Source organism: Prodigiosinella confusarubida (assembly GCF_002847015.1).
Lineage (GTDB): Bacteria > Pseudomonadota > Gammaproteobacteria > Enterobacterales > Enterobacteriaceae > Prodigiosinella > Prodigiosinella aquatilis.
The window spans coordinates 2,977,778-2,996,513 of record NZ_CP025085.1 but is presented as its reverse complement, the minus strand read 5'-3'; the positions used below and the strand labels follow the sequence as shown (position 1 = coordinate 2,996,513).

The 18,736-nt window shown below is 45.9% G+C and carries 13 protein-coding genes; 9 read left to right on the top strand and 4 right to left on the bottom strand.

Annotated features, from left to right (window positions below):
• Positions 1-1,013 precede the first annotated feature (1,013 nt).
• Positions 1,014-1,208 (top strand): hypothetical protein, encoded by a 195-nt coding sequence (locus tag CWC46_RS13520; protein WP_021016036.1) that lies wholly within the window; start codon positions 1,014-1,016, stop codon positions 1,206-1,208.
• A 74-nt stretch (positions 1,209-1,282) separates the two neighbouring features.
• Here the strand turns inward: CWC46_RS13520 and CWC46_RS13515 are convergent, their stop codons facing one another.
• On the bottom strand, positions 1,283-1,639 hold the full coding sequence (locus CWC46_RS13515; protein WP_021016037.1) for a cupin domain-containing protein: 357 nt from the start codon (positions 1,637-1,639) through the stop codon (positions 1,283-1,285).
• 130 nt (positions 1,640-1,769) lie between these two features.
• The gene (locus CWC46_RS13510; protein WP_021016038.1) at positions 1,770-2,375 is read right to left on the bottom strand and encodes a transglycosylase SLT domain-containing protein; all 606 of its coding nucleotides are present in this window, start codon (positions 2,373-2,375) and stop codon (positions 1,770-1,772) included.
• Positions 2,376-2,594: 219 nt separating this feature from the next.
• Between CWC46_RS13510 and CWC46_RS13505 the strand changes: the two genes are divergently transcribed.
• The 3 genes from CWC46_RS13505 to CWC46_RS13495 all read left to right on the top strand — a co-directional run bounded on the left by CWC46_RS13505 (position 2,595) and on the right by CWC46_RS13495 (position 6,464).
• Entirely contained in the window at positions 2,595-3,560 is a 966-nt protein-coding gene (locus CWC46_RS13505; protein WP_021016039.1) for a GlxA family transcriptional regulator, read from the top strand.
• A gap of 80 nt (positions 3,561-3,640) precedes the next feature.
• On the top strand, positions 3,641-4,651 hold the full coding sequence (gene gap / locus CWC46_RS13500) for a type I glyceraldehyde-3-phosphate dehydrogenase (RefSeq protein WP_021016040.1): 1,011 nt from the start codon (positions 3,641-3,643) through the stop codon (positions 4,649-4,651).
• A gap of 535 nt (positions 4,652-5,186) precedes the next feature.
• Entirely contained in the window at positions 5,187-6,464 is a 1,278-nt protein-coding gene (locus CWC46_RS13495; protein WP_021016041.1) for a right-handed parallel beta-helix repeat-containing protein, read from the top strand.
• Positions 6,465-6,542: 78 nt separating this feature from the next.
• Here the strand turns inward: CWC46_RS13495 and CWC46_RS13490 are convergent, their stop codons facing one another.
• Both CWC46_RS13490 and CWC46_RS13485 read right to left on the bottom strand, forming a co-directional pair.
• A complete protein-coding gene (locus tag CWC46_RS13490; RefSeq protein WP_021016042.1) occupies positions 6,543-7,790 on the bottom strand; it encodes a cellulase family glycosylhydrolase in 1,248 nt (415 codons plus the stop codon).
• Positions 7,791-8,507: 717 nt separating this feature from the next.
• The gene (locus CWC46_RS13485; protein WP_021016043.1) at positions 8,508-9,365 is read right to left on the bottom strand and encodes an SDR family oxidoreductase; all 858 of its coding nucleotides are present in this window, start codon (positions 9,363-9,365) and stop codon (positions 8,508-8,510) included.
• A 170-nt stretch (positions 9,366-9,535) separates the two neighbouring features.
• Here CWC46_RS13485 and CWC46_RS13480 point away from each other — a divergent pair, with 170 nt between their 5' ends.
• From CWC46_RS13480 to CWC46_RS13460, 5 genes are all read left to right on the top strand, one after another.
• On the top strand, positions 9,536-9,898 hold the full coding sequence (locus CWC46_RS13480; protein ID WP_037382004.1) for a winged helix-turn-helix transcriptional regulator: 363 nt from the start codon (positions 9,536-9,538) through the stop codon (positions 9,896-9,898).
• A 237-nt stretch (positions 9,899-10,135) separates the two neighbouring features.
• Positions 10,136-11,479, top strand: coding sequence for an SrfA family protein (locus CWC46_RS13475; protein ID WP_021016045.1), 1,344 nt, complete (start codon positions 10,136-10,138; stop codon positions 11,477-11,479).
• 2 nt (positions 11,480-11,481) lie between these two features.
• Entirely contained in the window at positions 11,482-14,469 is a 2,988-nt protein-coding gene (locus tag CWC46_RS13470; protein WP_021016046.1) for a virulence factor SrfB, read from the top strand.
• Positions 14,466-16,964 (top strand): putative virulence factor, encoded by a 2,499-nt coding sequence (locus CWC46_RS13465; protein WP_021016047.1) that lies wholly within the window; start codon positions 14,466-14,468, stop codon positions 16,962-16,964. The genes CWC46_RS13470 and CWC46_RS13465 overlap by 4 nt, the downstream gene beginning before the upstream one ends.
• 113 nt (positions 16,965-17,077) lie before the next feature.
• Positions 17,078-18,712 (top strand): ferritin-like domain-containing protein, encoded by a 1,635-nt coding sequence (locus CWC46_RS13460; protein ID WP_021016048.1) that lies wholly within the window; start codon positions 17,078-17,080, stop codon positions 18,710-18,712.
• Positions 18,713-18,736: the final 24 nt, after the last annotated feature.

The following is an 18,736-nucleotide window of genomic DNA, read 5'->3' as shown; positions in this document are numbered from 1 at the left end:
TGTAAAATCGCATAGCAATATAAAAATTAAATTAAAAGAATTTATTACATTATAATTCGATTACATTATAGAATGATTTTTTATAAAATTAATTCCATGCTTATAATTTAAATCTCCAACTGAATTTGTGAGATAATAATATTATCTCTAACTAACTGCGGGTAAATAATATAGCTATGGAGATTTATTTTCTCTAAAAGGTACTTTTTTTTGAAAAAAACAGAAAATAATTCTTCATATCAAAATGATTCAATGTTTAATAAAATGTAATAAATGATTTTAACTCTTTGGCATTTTACGTAGTTATACGATTTTGTTGTGCATATTTTAAAATTATCATGTAATTTGATCAAAAATTATAAGAGAAAATAATTCTCTTTTGGAAAAATTAATAATCACCATTGCCTATATTGAAAAATAGCTACAGTTTGTGAATAAAGTGCAAACAATTGCAGTGGGATCGCTATAAAAAGCTGTAAAGCACTGCTATCTAATGACGCTCAGATAGCAACTTATGTGGCCACGAGCAATAATACGGGGTATGAACAATACGACATCTTCTAGGTAGTTCATTTACTTAGAGGATTATTTATGTCTGTAAAGAGCAGGGCGCGCGACCGTCTTCCCAATGGGCACATGACGTCTCTGGAGCCGTTTTATATTTTATATCGCCAGACATAAATACGTCTTCGTCTGGCATTATCAGCCTGACATCTTCAGGAAACCGAAGTCTTTGTGTGGCAAGAGACAAGTAAGGTGAATGAGCCATTGCATTACCGCAAAATTCGTTCGGCCTATGTCATCGCAGACGTATTTGCCACGTTTTAACTGGTGAAGTATCGGCGTGACCATCCGCTTAGCATAATCACTCGCAGACTGCGATTGTGATGATAGACCATTCAGGAACGAGACGAATGCCCGGAAATTCTTTCCGGTGTTTTGGCGGGTTGGACAAGCCGTAGGCGCGTCAGTATGTGTTTAACGAACGACCGATAATAATTGAGGAAGATGGAATGGCACGAACAGTTGAAAAAGTTGAGTACGATCTGGAGCGCGCACGCCGTGAACGCGATGGCTGGAAAAGCAGTCATGGTGGCAAGTCGAATTATCAGATGGCCAGCGTGATGGTATCAGCGCTGGAGAAAGAGCTTTCAGAGGCCATCAGCAACCAGGCCAACGGTACCCACAAAACGTCGGATTCTGTCTGATTCTATGTTGATACGCATAATGTATATTATGTTAAATACGATTTATGATGATGCACTAGGCAACTATTACGGTATTACGCCTCTCCTGCCTCATCCGGAGCCACACTATAATGAACGGCTAACCAAATCGTTGGTTTTTGGGAATCTGTCCATTCAACACGATGCCTGCACAACGCCGGAATATTCACAAAGTCACCGGTTTTCATTACCCGCACATCAGATTCATTTTCAAATCGTAACCCGGCAGAACCTTGTAACACCGTTACCCACTCGCTTTGCGGCTGACAATACCAAAATCCTGGTGGACTCGATTGCCCGGTTGAAATAATTCTCTCGATGCGAATATCTGGCCGCGTGAGTAATACCTCGAAAGTTTCAGTTTCTCTTCCAAGAGCCGCTTCAGGAAAATTGGTGAGCAAATTGGTTATCATTCAACTATCTCCTTTCGCTGCGTATTTTTCATCTTTCTATGTGATCGCGCTACGTGAATTCTGCTGCATTGCAGTACTGATGAAATCTTAGAATTCACGTAGCGCATCCGTCGATTTAATACGTTAACGACTATAAACCGGCATAGGCCTTCTCAACTTTCGCCATATATCTCGGTGCCTGAGGTGCTGGATGATGTTGACGGATATGCCAGCTAAAAGCTGCCGGTGTCAGTTGATTAATCATCCGAATAGCAGCTTGCCGGTTACTTGAAAAAGTCCGCAACAATGCCCCCGCACCGTTGACATAGGCCACTTCGGTTGCGTAACGCCGCGTGACCGGATTGTTGATCCAATTTAGTTGTTGATGCTGCAACGAGCTGATATACGCCGTTCCCAGGTCAATATTGGTTTCCGGATCCAGTAAATCGTCGTCATCAGGACAGCCACGTTTACCTTTGTAACGGTACGCATCACAGCCACTGGTGGACGCTTTAAGTTGCATCAAACCGATTGCATTTGAAGGACTTACCGCTTCCGGATTAAAATTGGATTCGACCTGGATGATCGCCTTAATAAGTTTTTGATCGACTTTATAATTGTCAGCAGCTTCCTTAATCTCATCATCATAGGCGTGTGGGTCATATTTCTTATAATGAGGTTTGCTGGAGCAGCCTGCCAAAATCATCAGTATGATCAACATGCCTAATCGTGACGAATGTTTGAGTAGTGAAGTCATGGAATTACCAAGGTTAAATAAGCAAAAGTAAGTACGTGATTTCGGACACTGACAAGATACCGTTATCGTTACCGAGGGTCATATATTAAATGGCGTTTTACGCTGATCTCGTTTACTAAAAGTGCGAATACCTGCGTCAGTACCCTACTCTCTGTCTATCCGGTTTATCATAGACATCCATCACTTGACATATTTAATACAAATTGTATTTTTAATGCCATGCTTACATTTCTGATTATCGTCCCGGATGGGGGCTTGTTGTTCGAAGCGGCGGGTATCGCCGACATTCTTATGCAGGCGAATTGCCTGATGCCAAATTCGGCCTATCAGGTGACCGTTGCCACCACGCAACCGCATCATGTGGTTCACGGTGCGTCAGGCTTGAACCTGCTGGCCGACCACCGACTTTGCGATCTCAACCCTGAACTTCCGCGTGATACCATCATGATTACCGGCAAAGGCCTGAGCGAAGAAGAAGGCGCCAGCGTCGTTGATTGGATTCAACGTGCGGCGCCCCACACTCGGCGTGTGGTTTCCATCTGTAGCGGTGCAATGCTTTTAGCTAAAACCGGTCTGCTTGACGGACGTCATGCCACCACGCATTGGCGACTGCTCGATACTCTGCAAGCCGAGTTTCCTCAGGTGACAGTCGAGCGCGGTCCGATCTATGTTCAGGATGGAAATGTTTGGACATCAGGCGGCGTCAGTTCTGGTTTTGACCTTACTCTCGCTCTGGTTGAGGACGACTATGGGTTCAATTTGGCTCGCAATGTGGCACAGGATCTGGTGATGTTCCTCCGCCGTCCTGGGGGACAGTCACAATTCAGCCGCTATCTTTTGAATCAGGCCAGTGAAGGGCCGATTCGTGATCTTCAGTCCTGGATTTCTGAAAATCTTGCTGATGACTTATCTGTCGAAAATCTGGCGGAACGCGTCGCCATGAGCCCGCGGAATTTCACCCGTGTGTTCACCCGTGAAATTGGAATTACCCCGGCTAAATATGTTGAGGAAGTTCGTCTGAGTGCCGCCAGACAACGGCTTGAACAAACGAAACAAAACATCGAACACATCGCGTTCACTACTGGGTTTGGCAATGGCCTCAATCTGCGGCGTGTTTTCGAAAGAAATTTACAGCTCACACCAACAGAATACAGAGAACGCTTCTACTCACGCCTGATGGCGTAAATTGATCCTTTATTGTCATTTACGCCAATCTCCTTTCGCTCTACATTAAATGCAAGTCAGATAACAAAGGGGTATTGATCATGGTCAAAGTAGGTATCAATGGATTCGGCCGGATTGGCCGAAATGTCTTGCGCGCCGCGCTGGGTCGTAACGATTTCCAGGTGGTTGCAATTAATGATCTCACCGACAGTAAGACTCTTGCCCATCTCCTGAAATACGATTCATTATCCGGCACGTTAAAAGCTAATGTCGAAGCTGGTGAAGGCCAGTTGCTGGTCGATGGCAAAGCCATCCGGGTTTTCTCCGAAAGAGATCCAGCAGCGATTCCATGGAGTAGCGTTGGTGTGGATATCGTGATTGAAGCTACCGGTTTCTTCACTGAAAAAGCCAAAGCTGAAGTGCATATCATCAAAGGTGGCGCGAAACGTGTCATTATTTCCGCACCGGCTAAGAACGACGATATCACTATCGTCATGGGTGTGAATGACGGGCAGTACGATCCGGCCAGACACAAAGTGGTCAGCAACGGCAGTTGCACAACAAATGGTTTGGCTCCGGCTGCCCAGGTTCTACATCAAACCTTTGGGATTGAGCACGGGTTGATGAACACCACTCACGCCTATACCAACAGTCAGGCGTTGCACGATCAACCTGAAAAGAATCTACGTGGTGCGCGTGCCGCCGCGGTTTCGATTGTCCCTTATTCCAGCGGTGCGGCGAAAGCGATAGGTAAAGTCATCCCGGAACTGGATGGCCGCATGACCGGCTATTCGCTGCGGGTTCCCGTTCCGGTGGTCTCCATCGTCGATTTGACCGTAAATCTGAAACGTGAAGTGACAATTGAAGAGATTAATGCGGCGTTCCGTAACGCCGCTGAATCCGGCCCGCTCAAAGGCATTCTGGGCTACAGCGAAGAACCACTGGTATCAAGCGACTACCGCGGCGACCCACGCTCATCCATTATCGACGGACTCTCTACGCTAGTCATCGGTGGTAAGCTGGTCAAAATTCTTGCCTGGTATGATAACGAATGGGGCTTTTCAAACCGTCTGGTCGATCTGGCCCTGCTGATGGAAAAACGAGGCTTATAATCCCTTTTCTCCCTGCTAGACGTTTTAATGAATACCGCCTTTTGGCGGTATTTTCACATGACTTACAGATGAGCACTCTGTTTTAAATTATCTACTGTATGTTGTAACTAATAATGGTTGTTCTACCAATTTATGATTGTGTGATACCGATCGAAACTAACGCCCTAATTGTGCCAATTTTTATTAGTGCAATATTAAGTTATGAAATTTTATTACTAATGGCATTTTATTATAAAAAAAATTTATTTACCGAATATACATCTACAGCTGTCACTATTCTATTAGATCGTCTGCATATCGCTATGCGACAAACCTTGTATACTCAAGCTACCTCAATATGCAGGATATAGCGTGCTTATCACCATCGTTGTGGAATATAACCGAAGGAATGGTATTCCATTCCAATGCGAATTTTCGACAAGTATCACTTGTCACTCAAATTGCTGCCTGTCTTTTTACCCCAAGTGATATTTATAGAGAAATACCACTTAAGGCTGCTTGAGTATATGGTTTTTATAACGTAATGAGGCAATAAATGAAAAATTTAAATTATATTTTCAATACCGGATTGGCAATATTTATGCTGGCAAACAGCGGAGTCGTATTAGCCGCGGCGTGCAGTAGCAGTGGTATCAGTGGTGTTAGTGCGAGTCGTATTTATTATGTTACTACAGGGGGGTCGAGCAGTAATAGTGGCAGTAGTTTTGATTCTCCGATGAGTTTTAATACTGCGGTAACAGCAGTGAAAGCAGGAGAAATGATTTTATTGAAACCCGGTACTTATACGATTACTTATACCAAAGGCAACAAAAATACGATTACCTTCAGTAAGTCTGGAAGTAGTAGCTCACCCATTTATATTGCTACTGCAAATTGTGGTCGGGCGGTGTTTGATTTTTCATTCCCGGATGACCAGTGGGTACAGAATTCCTTCGGTTTCTATGTGACAGGAAATTATTGGTACTTCAAAGGAATTGATGTAACTCGCGCTGGCTATCAAGGTACCTACGTTACTGGCAGTCACAATACTTTCGAAAATATGACTTTTCACCATAACCGAAATACGGGGTTGGAAATTAATAAAGGTGGCTCATATAACACAGTGATTAATTCGGATGCCTACCGCAACTATGATCCTAAGAAGAATGGCAGTATGGCTGATGGCTTTGGACCGAAACAAACTCAAGGGCCGGGGAATAGTTTTGTTGGTTGTCGTGCCTGGGAAAACTCTGATGATGGATTTGATCTATATGACAGTTCTGAGAAAGTTGTCATTAAAAATAGCTGGGCCTTTCGTAATGGAATCGACTACTGGAATGACAGTTCATTCAGTGGTAACGGCAACGGTTTCAAGTTAGGTGGAAATGCCGCTGTTGGTAACCATCTTATCACTCGCTCTGTAGCTTTCGGCAATGTAAATAAAGGTTTCGATCAGAATAATAATGCCGGCGGTGTTACCGTTATAAACAACACCGCATACAAAAACGGTATTAATTTTGGTTTTGGGAGCAGCGTTGATTCCGGCCAAACGCATTATTTCCGCAATAACGTGTCTTTATCGGGATCGGTCACTGTCAAAAATGCCAATGCAAAATATGACTCATGGGATACAGGCCCAAGCGCTTCTTCTTCTGATTTTGTCAGCCTGGATACGTCATTGGCGACAACATCACGTAACACTGATGGGTCATTACCGGACACCGCCTTATTCCGTTTATCCTCTACCTCGCAATTAATTGACGCTGGGTCTAAAGAAAGCGGCATCAGTTATTCCGGAAGTGCACCTGATTTAGGTGCATTTGAGCGGGATTAGTCGGCTATTCATTTTTTACAGGGCTGCATATTAATATTATGCAGCCCTGTTTTTCATGACTTAAATAAGATTGGAATATCAGTCACAGACCCCCATAAGAGTCCAGGAACTATTGCTACCTGGCACTGATGACGTATGCCAGTTCGCACTATAAAGATTGCCTTTATAGATGATTAACTCACCAGCTTCATTATGGTTTGCTTGTCCACCATCCCAGTCTTTACTAACCCAGTCAGGATAAATACTGACATTATTACAACTTGTAGACGTTGTTGACTCACTTGTAGTTGCTGTGGTCTCCATCGTTGCCGAGGTGTCACTACCCGTTTTGTATGGCCAGTTTTGAATAATCGCTTTTACTTTCTTGCCTGACTCAGTCAAGGTTTCTGAATCTGGATAGAAAATTGATGCTCCTTCATCTTTATCATTCAATGCCCAGTTCGCATTACTGATGTTGTTATCACGCATAAAACTTACCCAAGCATCGGTTTCACTTGTATTAACACTGCCATCACCATCAGCATTCACGGCACCCCACTCTGTCACAAACAGAGCGATACCGTTGTTCAAAGCTTGTTGAGCTTTATTTCGTAATGATTCTCCGTGAGTACCAGCATAGAAATGTAATGTATAGGCGATATTGGTTGCGCTAATAGGATCCAATGAGGCTTCATCAACATTCTGTGACCAGCTCGGAGTTCCAACGACAATCAGATTATCCGGATCTATTGCACGAATAGCGGTGATGACGGATTCCGCATAAGGCTTAATAACTTGACTCCATGAAACCTGTAGTGGTTCGTTATAAATCTCATAAATGACATTGGGTTTATCGCCATATTTACGCGCCATCTTCTGAAAGAAGCTGATCGCTTCACTCTGATTTCTTTCTGCACTATGTGAGTGCCAATCAATGATGACATACATATCGTTGGCGATCGCCGCATCGACAACGGTTTCAACTTTTGCCTTGTTGCCAGCCGGGTCTTGAATATAACCACCATCTTCCTGAACTCCCATCGCGGCACGAATAATACTTGACCCCCACTCATTTTTTAGCATGGTAACTGTGGAGGATTTGTAGAATTTCTCTCCCCCCCAGCCATTGTTACTCCAGAATAAACTATTCCCAGCAAAGCTTTTTACTTGTTCACCTGCATAAATTTTATTACCGCTGACAGATAAAGGCTCAACGCTTGCCCACACATTATGGGAAAGACAGACAATACTTAATCCTAAATAAACGCAAGATAGAAAAACGTTTTTGCAGAGAAAATGGTTTTCACTATTGATTACTGATTTTTCATTTAAACGGAAAAGAGGCATATATGAATCTCCATTTCACAGTGGTTAAATACTGTTTTTTTGGGTTTTAAAAAAACAAATAGCTTGGTTATATTCATTCTTTATATCATTACTTATGCAGTAGTATGATGATACTGAATTATGATGAAGCATTATTATTTATAGTAAACACTCACCTATAAATCCAGATGTTCTGTCATATTTAGGTATTGGCTTATTTCATAACTTAATGATTTTTTATTTGACTAATTAATGTGCTAATAGTTGTATGTTATTTTATAACGGTGACTTTGATTCAACAAAATAATGATCCGCAATATGCAGTGCCGGTATGGGTGACTATTTCGTGGCTTTGGACCGGCACGATTACGCTCGAATTCCCGCGTTCAATCTGAGACGCTGCCTGTTCCACCGTATAAGAAGGTTTATTGTTAATCTTTCCAGTACCATGTTCATGATAGTGCCAGAACGTATTTACATCCGCACAAAAATAATATCTGGCGTATTAAAAATGGAATTTCAAAGCAAAATGGTAATTAACTTTCCGTTAGATTAAATTTAACTAATGATTTGATACGACAGGGACTATTCAATACAGAATGCTATGTCAGAAATCTATAATTCAGTCATCAGAAGATGACTGTACAAGAAAAATCCCTGCTACGCAGGGATAGGGAAATAGAGAATAGCAAACCAACCGCGGTCAGGTTTGTCCAGCACGATATCTCACGCAGCCGTTTAAAGCGTAGCTAGTGTTGCTTTAATAACATCGGCGTAGGGGGTTGTTGTGCGACCAATCAAATGTCTCAAAGTATGACTGTCATCAAAAAGAGCGCCTTTCTCTGCACCGGCATCGGAATCAGCGAGCATCTCAGTCAATCCTGCCGGAAGCCCTGCATCTTTCAAAGCCTTGGCAAAGTCGGCTTCGGAAAGATTCACATAGTTGACGTTTTTTCCGCTCTGCTTACTGATTTCAGCAGCAAACTCGGCCAAAGAATAGCTACTATCCCCTGCCAGTTCGTAGACTTTCCCCGCCTGATCATCAAGCTGTAAAACAACGGTAGCCGCTTCGGCGTAATCTTTTCGTGGAGCAGATGCAATACGCCCTTCTCCCGCCGCACCAATAAAAGCGCCGTGGGCTAATGCCGACGCAGTGCTGGCAGCATAGTTTTCGGTATACCAGCCATTGCGCAACAACACATAAGGAATACCGGAATCCTTCAGAGCCGCTTCAGTGGCACGATGCTCAACACCCAGTCCCAACGGGGACGTATCAGCATGCAGTAGGCTTGTATAGGCAATCAAGCCAACCCCTGATTTTTTCGCCGCCTGAATAACCGCTTTGTGTTGTTTTTCCCGTTGTCCAACTTCGCTGGATGAGATCAATAATAATTTATCCACACCGACAAATGCTGCTTCCAGCGTTTCAGGCCGGTTATAGTCCGCCAGACGAACAATGACACCTTGTGCAGCCAACTCACTGGCTTTATCAGGATTACGCACCGCAGCAATAATTTGATCTGGTGGAATAGTTTTCAGCAGTATATTGATAACCAAATGGCCAAGCTGACCTGTCGCACCTGTGATCGCTATCATAACGAACTCCTTTTTAAAAAGTTTCAACATCAAGCGTAGATCATGATGAGGGGATGACAAAAAAAGTTGTCTGAAATAAAGCATATAGCTTAAACTAACTTTAAGTAAGTACTTACAGGAGTGTTAGTTTGAAAAAAAATCAGCCTGTTTTCGATTCACTCTCAGAAAAGATGCAGCGTGGAGAGTTACTGAATGTCAATTGCCCTTCCAGAGACATTCTTAAACGCATCACCAGCCGCTGGGGCGTATTGATCTTCATTGCGCTAAAAGATGAAACATTAAGATTCAGCGAACTGCGTCGGAAAATTGGCGGTGTCAGCGAAAGGATGCTGTCACAGACGCTGCGCTATATGGAGGAGGATGGCTTCATCAAACGTATCGCCTACCCCGTTGTACCCCCGCATGTTGAATATTCGCTGACGCCGTTAGGAGAAGAAATACAGGAACGAATTGCCGGATTGGCCGACTGGCTGGAAACCAACATCCACCAAATTATGGCACAGCGCCATCTGTATGATGAAAATCATAAATGAAGTCGATGCTAATCCGACATTCTTCACCTAAACGGGCTCTCATCTATTTTTTTTGGCATTCTGTCGCACACAATTAGCGTAATACTGATGTATTCGTATGCTAATGACGCGAATATTTGTCAGTTTTGTCACTTCTTCAACGCATTGATTCTCTATCATCAGAATTAGACTATCTATAATTGCAGATTACACACGGCTTCTCTGCCTTGGCTGTTTATAACAAAAGGTCCCTTTGGCGTGACAAAAATATTTTTACGCAGTGGAAATTTAGACGATTTTCTTGCGTTGGGTGAGAACGGTCAGCCGGTTTATACTTCAGCGCTTCAGCTACGGGAAACATTGCGTCTTCGTAAACAACAGCACATTGCCAACTGTCTGGCCATCCCCCAACCCAATGAGAACGGTGAACGCATCAATTGGTATTCGCCTATTGATGGCAACGTCACATCCTGGGTAGCGGCCAGCGATGAACAACGAGAGACCGCACTTCAACAGCTTGAGCAATATCAGAAGATTGTTGCTGAGATCAGCCTGAGAGCACAAAGTTCAGACAAACCGGCGCAGAAACTGTTTGGTGTCCTGCTGGCCAAGGCCATCCAATTTCCAGGCCCTAATCATGTTTATCTGGTTGATGACAAGCCGGTACTGACATTCTGGGGATTCGTCAATCTTGGTAAAAAATCACGTTTGGATGCGTTGGCATGTCTCCGACCGGTTGAACTGCCGGAGATACCAGAAGTAATAATAGAAGAAAAAATCACGCCAGAACCGACGCCCATCCCAGCAGTCTCATCTGTTGATAATAAACCCACGGTTACGCCAATAGTGCCAGAGCCCCTCACGCCCCCACCTGCCCCGTTACCCGGAGAACCCACTCCGCCGACGGTCACATTGGCAACCAGCACCCCGTGGCTCAGGTTTTGGTGGCTTGCTCCCGGTGCGGCGCTGCTGGTCACGTTGGTAATGCAGATTAGAGGCTGCGTGTCTGAAACACCGGAGAACAAGGCCTTGGTCGTTGCCACTATAAAACCGGAAAAGCGGGTACTGGGTACATCAGAAATCACAGTGACAAAACCGCAGGAAACCCTTCAGGCGCTACCAGTAATATCCGTGCCTGTAGACCAGGCCATTTTATATATACCGCCCACACCGGTTAAAAAAGCGCCGGAAACGCCAGCCACGATAGATAAAACCAAAGACCTGCTGATGATGTCGGCAACCGACGTAAAAATAGGGTCAGTCAGCTTCCTGAGTGGTAAGTGGAGCGCGACCGTTAATGTTAAGAATCCGCTTACCGGCACGCCGCCAGTACTGAAGTACCAGATCAAAAATGGTAAAGGTAAAGTGCGGTTCACTTATAACGAAGGAATTACCTGTCAGGCTGACGTTTCAGCCGGGTTACATCGATCCGGTAATCTGGTGATTAACAGCCGGTATAAAGCCCACTGTAGCGATGGTTCCAGATATCGGATACCGGAGATTATTTGTGCCCGGCAGGCATTGACTGATGTCGCCGAATGTAACGCCCATTACGATGCTGACACTATCTTACCGGTAACGATCAAGCGTGAGAGTAAATAATAATGCTGGCAACAATCACTGATTATAAACAGCGCATTACGCTGATTCAAAACAGCGGGATTCAGTTTCTGGACTTTGCATTAAAGTCAGACGGAGACGCGGGTATGGCTAATCGTTTCGTGCGTAAAAGCAGTAACGGGCCATTATTGCGACTGATCTACAATGAAAATAACGGCAAATATATTCTGCCGGGTGACATGGGCATGTTACCTGAAATAGCAAAACCCGAATCCAGTTTCACGCTGAAACAGTCACTGACTTTGCTAAATAAAGTCTGGTTACCACTGCCTTTTTTTCGTTTCAACCCGCCACGTACTTTTATGGGCGGGCCGGATAACTGGGCCAGAGTACAGATTTTAGCACTGGATGAACCCGATGATGAAGGTAATGCCTACCGCATCTGTGTAGCTTTTGATACGAAAGTGTATCCGGAAGGCCATGAATATGAATCACTGGCCCCCAATGAAAACGACATCAAGAGCGGGTGCAGCTTTACCCTGGCATACCATAGTGACGAACTGAATGAGTTTCTGGATCTCACCTGGGTGGACGGTTGGCTGCGCGAAGTCTTTACTCAGCAGGCGACGTTGCTGGAGAATCGCAGCGTTCGTGATATCAAGCTTGCTCTGCGGGAGTTTGAATATCAGGCACACTATCTCAACCTACTGGATATTCTGGGTAGTCAGCTCAATATGCCGGAAATCCGAATTAATGCCAGCACATTGCAGGAGCCCGCGGTCAATGTCGACCTGATTCTGGATGTTGGCAACTCTCATACGGCCGGTATTCTGGTGGAAGATCATGCCGATGAAAGCAATGGTCTGAAACAAACTTATGAATTGCAAATACGTGATCTCAGCCAGCCACACTACGTATATAACGAACTGTTTAACAGCCGGGCCGAGTTCTCTCCAGCCAAATTTGGCAAACCGGATTTTTCCTTTGAAAGTGGCCGTGATGATGCTTTTGTCTGGCCCTCTATTATCCGCGTAGGCCGAGAGGCCATTCGCCTGGCGTTGCAACGGCAGGGAACCGAAGGATCAAGCGGTATCTCAAGCCCACGACGTTATCTGTGGGATGAAGAGCCATATGTTCCAGGCTGGCGTTTCAGTCAGGTAATGGGAACCAGTATGCAAGAACCGCTGGCGACCACTATGCCATTGACAATGCTGGTCAATGACGAAGGTCAGCCCTTATTCGATTTACCACTTGATGACCGATTGCCAGTGTTTGCGCCGCACTACAGCCGCAGTTCACTGATGACTTTCATGTTGTCTGAACTGCTGGCGCAAGCGTTGATGCAAATAAATAGCGCGACACAACGCTCAAAAATGATCCACACCACCGCCCCGCGCCAATTGCGTAATATCATTCTGACCTTACCCTCCGCCATGCCAAAACCGGAGCGTGAAATTTTCCGCCGCAGAATGAATGAAGCAATTGGTCTGGTATGGAAAGCCATCGGATGGCATCCCGCCGATGATGATTTCAAAACACCGGAAGATAAACGCCAAAGCCAGGTACCAGTCCCTGATGTGCAAATGGAGTGGGATGAAGCCACCTGCGGACAGATGGTGTACCTCTATAATGAGGCGCAAGTCAATTTCGGCGGGCGAGCGGAAGCGTTTTTTGCCAGTATGGCTCGCCCGGACAAAGAGCTGACTGAAGATGAACAGCCAGGAAAGACGTTGCGCATCGCTTCCATTGATATCGGTGGTGGCACGACAGATCTGGCCATAACCCAATATTGGCTGGACGATGGCGTTGGCAGTAACGTCAAGATCATTCCACGCCTGTTGTTTCGTGAAGGTTTCAAAGTCGCCGGCGACGATATTCTGCTGGATGTGATCCAGCTGTACATTCTGCCAGCACTACAGGCCGCACTCAAAAAGGCGGGGATGACCAACACTGACGGGTTGATGACACGTCTATTTGGCAGTGAAGGTCGGATGGATGGGCAACTGACATTGCGCCAGCAGGTGACATTGCAGATTTTCATTCCGATTGGACAGGCCATTCTTGAAGCTTATGAACGTTTTGATCCTCTGGATCTCAATGCCGAGATTGATACTCTTTTTGCCGACTGTCTGTCTCAGGTTCCGACCCAAAAGGTTCTGGATTACGTTAATAACGAAGTACAGCGCGAACTCCCCGAGGAAGGAACTGCGTTTGATATCCTGCGGGTACCACTGATTGTGCGGTTAAGCAAGCTGCATGGCGAATTTCTGTCTAATCGGATGAGTATTACCCAGCATTTGCGGTTAATGTCCGAGGTGGTTTCGCTGTATTCCTGTGATGTTTTATTGCTAACGGGTCGACCTTCTCGCTTTCCGGGCATTCAAGCGCTGTTCCGTCATCTACAACCACTACCGATCAATCGTATGCTGTCACTGGATGGCTATCACACCAGTGACTGGTATCCATTCAACAAACGCGGACGAATTGAAAACCCGAAATCTACGGCAGCAGTAGGCGCCATGCTATGCCTGCTAGCATTGGATTTACGTTTACCCGGTTTCTATTTCAAAGCGGGCGACTTCCAACCTTATTCCACCATCCGTTACCTCGGAATGTTGGATAGCAACAATGCCCTGACTACAGATAATGTTTACTACAGTGACATTGATCTGGACCAGATCGACTTTACACTCGACGCTCAGGACGGCTTCGAGGTACGGGGTTCACTGTGCCTTGGCTTTCGCCAACTGGACAATGAACGCTGGCCAGCCTCCCCGCTCTATATGCTATCTATTGTTGATGCGGAACTGGCGCGTAAAGTCGCTGGCGACAGCGTATTGCGCGTCAGACTGGCGGTCGTAAAAGGTGAAAATCATGATACGCCTGAATATTTTCAAATAGCAGAAGCCATCCTGGGCAATGGACATCCTGTCCCGCTACAACATTTGAGGCTCAGATTGAACACATTATCCAGTACTGGACCCGGCATGACACATTATTGGATCGATAGCGGGAGCGTATTCAGAAAATGAAACCTTTAACACCCAAGCAGCTATCAACCCGCCTCAGCCGCCAGTTACAGGCAGTATTACAAGGTGTCGATCAGGCGATAGATTGGGTGGAGGAAAACCGTCGCCATGTACCGCGACTGGATATGGAAGCTGACCGTCTGATCGTCAAGTTGCGCCGCAGCCGCAACAAAACGCGTGGTCTTGCCGACTCTTCACCAAAAGAAATTGCCATCGGCTTTTTTGGACTCGCGCAAGCCGGAAAATCCTATCTCATTACCTCACTGGCATCCGGTGAAAATAACCAGCTGGAAACCTCTGTGGGAGGATTAACGCTGGACTATCAGAAACACCTTAATCCGGATAATCGCCCTAACGCGTTTGTCACCCGTTTCACTCGACAGGTGGAAGGTAAAAATACCCCCAATCCGGTTCAGTTATTTCTGTTGAATGAGACGGATATCGCCAAAATCATTGCCAATGTCTTTCTGCATGATTTCAATCAGCACACCACGTTTTACGAGCTCGATGAACAGCATATTGACGAACATCTGAAGATGTTTATCATGCATCGCCAGCCAGAACCCGTTGCAGGTATGAGTGGTGACGACGTGGTCGCGCTATGGGACTATATGGTGCGACACGATGCAAAACGGCAAAAACAACTGGAAAGTAAATTCTGGCCGCTGGCAGTCGATTTAGCACCCTATCTTAGTATTGATGACCGTGCCAGCCTGTTCTCCATTCTATGGGGAGAACTCAGCGATCTTTCCGCTATTCATCGCCATTTTGCTTATGCAATTCAGCATCTTTCCGGCTCACACAAAGTGCTGGCGCCGATCAGCATTCTGGTGGATGAAAACCTACAGCCCGACAATGGCATTCTTAACGCCGCCATGCTGGATAAGCTTAACAGCCCTTCCGATTTCAGTGTGCAGGTACGCCCGATAGTCAATGGTCGTGCAGCAAAATCCGTCGAGCTGTCATTGGCCGAGTTGGTCATGTTAACCACCGAATTACAGATTCCCTTGCAGTCACCGCCCCGGGAAGCCTTATTTGAACAAGTTGACCTGCTGGATTTTCCGGGATTTAGTCAAGAAGTCATCACCTCGAATGAAGTAAAAAATGAGGACGATGAACCTAACCTATCCGTCCACATCCAACCTCATCCGCTGGCGCACATGCTGTTACGGGCCAAACGCGCTTATCTACTTGAGCGTTATACCGATAATCAAGAGATGAACCTGCTGATGGTATGTACTGCCGCTGGTAATAAATCAGATGTCAAACCCGTGGCAAAATCACTGGATTATTGGGTGCGGCACACTCAGGGGGAAAATACCCAGACGCGTAGCCGCCGTAAACCCGGCCTGATATGGGCTGTCACCAAATTTGATCGTCGCTTTACACATGGACAAAACAATGATGAAGCAGTGCAGCGCTATGTGGGGAGTCCTGGTGATGCCTGGGGAACGATGCTGGCGATGGACAAACGAGGTGTCAATCGCATGACCACCTGGCTGAATGCAGAGGTACACCGAGAAGTAAAATTAGGTCGTATCGATGAACAACTGAGTGAATTGCAACGTGATCTGGCGGATAACCTGCTGGGCTGCTGGTATCAACCAACAGGCGCTGATGACCCGATAAAAAAACAGCATATCGCCGAAACCATGCTCAAATCGCTGCAAACCCGTACCGGCGTACACGGCGAATTACTGGAGCGTTTGCTTCCGTCTCGTGATGATTTACGTCGGCTGTACTTGCAACAGCAAGTGCAGCAACACCATTATATTCATCATCAAAAAAGTAGTGACATTGTCACACCATTGGCAAGTTTTGAGCCTTTTGGCGTAGGGATGGATATCGATCTGTTTAGCGAAGAACCGGAAGTAGAAAACGAGGAAGCACAGATTCCTCTTGAGACTGAACCACTGGAAAATCATGGCTATGAAGCCGAGTTTGCCCGTAACGTCTACCGTTTCTGGATCAATTACTTGCGTAGCATGCCAGAAAATGCGGCCATGATAGAACTGCTCGGCATCACCAAACCAACCATAGAGATGCTGGTTGAAGAACTTATTACTGCCAGTATTCGGCTGAATATCGAAGAAAATCTTCGCACCATGCTGATTGATTCCGAACAGTTGGGCATTAATCGTGAGAATAAGGCTGATCGCCAGGTTTCACGGGTGCTGACTGTATTAGGCGACTTTGTGGCCTGGTTGGGTTTCCATCAGATCAAAGAAACCGATCGCCCTGACAGTCGCATTAACCGGGGGCATAAAATTTTCGCCAAACCGGAGCAACCGGCAGTCAATTTCGGAGCCTCACGACGACTGACAAAACTGTCAGTCACACCAACCAACAATACCGCCTTCTATATCTATGATTGGCTGATAGGTCTCAACGAGATGATTATTCAGAATGCGGGCTATTCCGCCGGAAAAGATGTCAGCCCTGTTCAGCGTGAACGCTTAAGTCAACTACTGGCACAGATTAAACCGGAAACCAAATAATGCCTGGACCGCGTAAATAGAGAGTGTGTCATAGCACACGATATCGAACGAAAAACCAGCATGTAACGTGAAGCTACTATGATTTCATGATATTTATAGCCGGTACGCTCATCATGACAGCAGACGATTTGTCACAGCCAGAATTGCGACCGCTGAAATCTAATCAGGACGGGATTATCACCATGAATCTACATGAGCAAACCGCACAAAAACAGTCGGAAGTCATGTTCAGGGAGTACGGCTACGTCAAACTGACCAGTCATAAAGATTTGGCTCAGGAACTGGCAGATATCAGAACATTGCTGCAAAAGGCAATGGTCTTGGAACATGCCACCATCCCGCCTTACCTAACCATGCTTTACAGCCTGGATGAACACATAGACAATCGGGTACCGGACGTTATTCGCTCGGTGGTGATTGAAGAGATGCTGCATTTTGTTCTGGTTGCCAATATTCTCAATGCTATCGGCGGTACACCTACAGTAAATAGCCCTGATTTTTTACCCGACTACCCGGCCCCCTTGCCTTACGGCATAGATGATATTGAAATACAATTACATGCTTTTTCTCAGCACGCCATCGCGCAAGCGATGCAGATTGAGCATCCCAAACATATCCGCCCCGAAGTAATTGCCAGCCATGTCTGTAGTGATATGACCATCGGTGAGTTTTATATCTATATCGAATCACGTCTTAGAGCAGCAGTCGCTACTTTTGGTGAGTCTGCCATATTTTGCGGCGACCCTCAGCGGCAAATCTGCCCGGAGCAGTTTCAGTATAATCAGGGTAGTCGTGTCATTACGGTGTTGAATTTGGAAAATGCAGTTAAGGCGATACGGTTGATTAGTCACCAGGGTGAAGGTACCGCTCATTCTATCTGGCGCAGTGAAGATAACGAACTCGCCCACTATTTCCGTTTTAACGAGATTCACTGTGAACGCCGCTATACCCTTGACGATACCATTGCCAGCGGCCCTACCGGCGAACCGCTGGAGATCCCATGGCATAGTGCAGTGAAAACGCACAGTGGTGCAAAAGTCAGTGATTATCCGGAAGGTGAAGCTCGTAAGGCTATTATTCGCTTTAACCGCCACTACTGTGAGTTGTTGGAAAACCTGCAAACCGGTCTTACCGGCAAGCCACAAAAACTGATGCCTGCCGTGATCGCCATGTGTTCACTGCGCGACGATTTCCGGGCAATTACCGCCAATCCGTATCCTGGTGATAGCGAGTATCACTGCGCACCTACTTTTGAATATACACCGAACAAAACGTCGAAACCGGTCAAAAGTCAGTCACTGGTTTTCGCCAACAATCAGGTGACACTGGAAAAACTGCAACATGCCTATTCCACCGGTAATCTGCAAATGGCGATGGCCTGTATGGCTGAAAATATCATTTGGGATATTTCCGGCCCATTAGATGTCCCCTATGCCGGGGTGTTCTATGGACATGAAGGGTTTAGTCGGTTTTGGTCACTGATGGAACAAACCGTCGAGTTCAGCAGTGTTGGCATCGATAAAATGTTTTTCAGCGATAACCAGGCGATGACCTATGGTGGCGAACAAGGTATTACAAAATCTACGCGGGTACCTTACAGCTATGACTGGGCGATCCGCTATGAATTCAATGATGACCATAAAGTCACCTTGATGCGTCAATATTTTAACCCAATGCGCATTCAGGCTGCACTGGCTGCGCCTCATGCTTCCACCCTGCCCGCCGATCTACCTCATCCCACGTCATAACGACGATTACGGTTTTCACCGCAG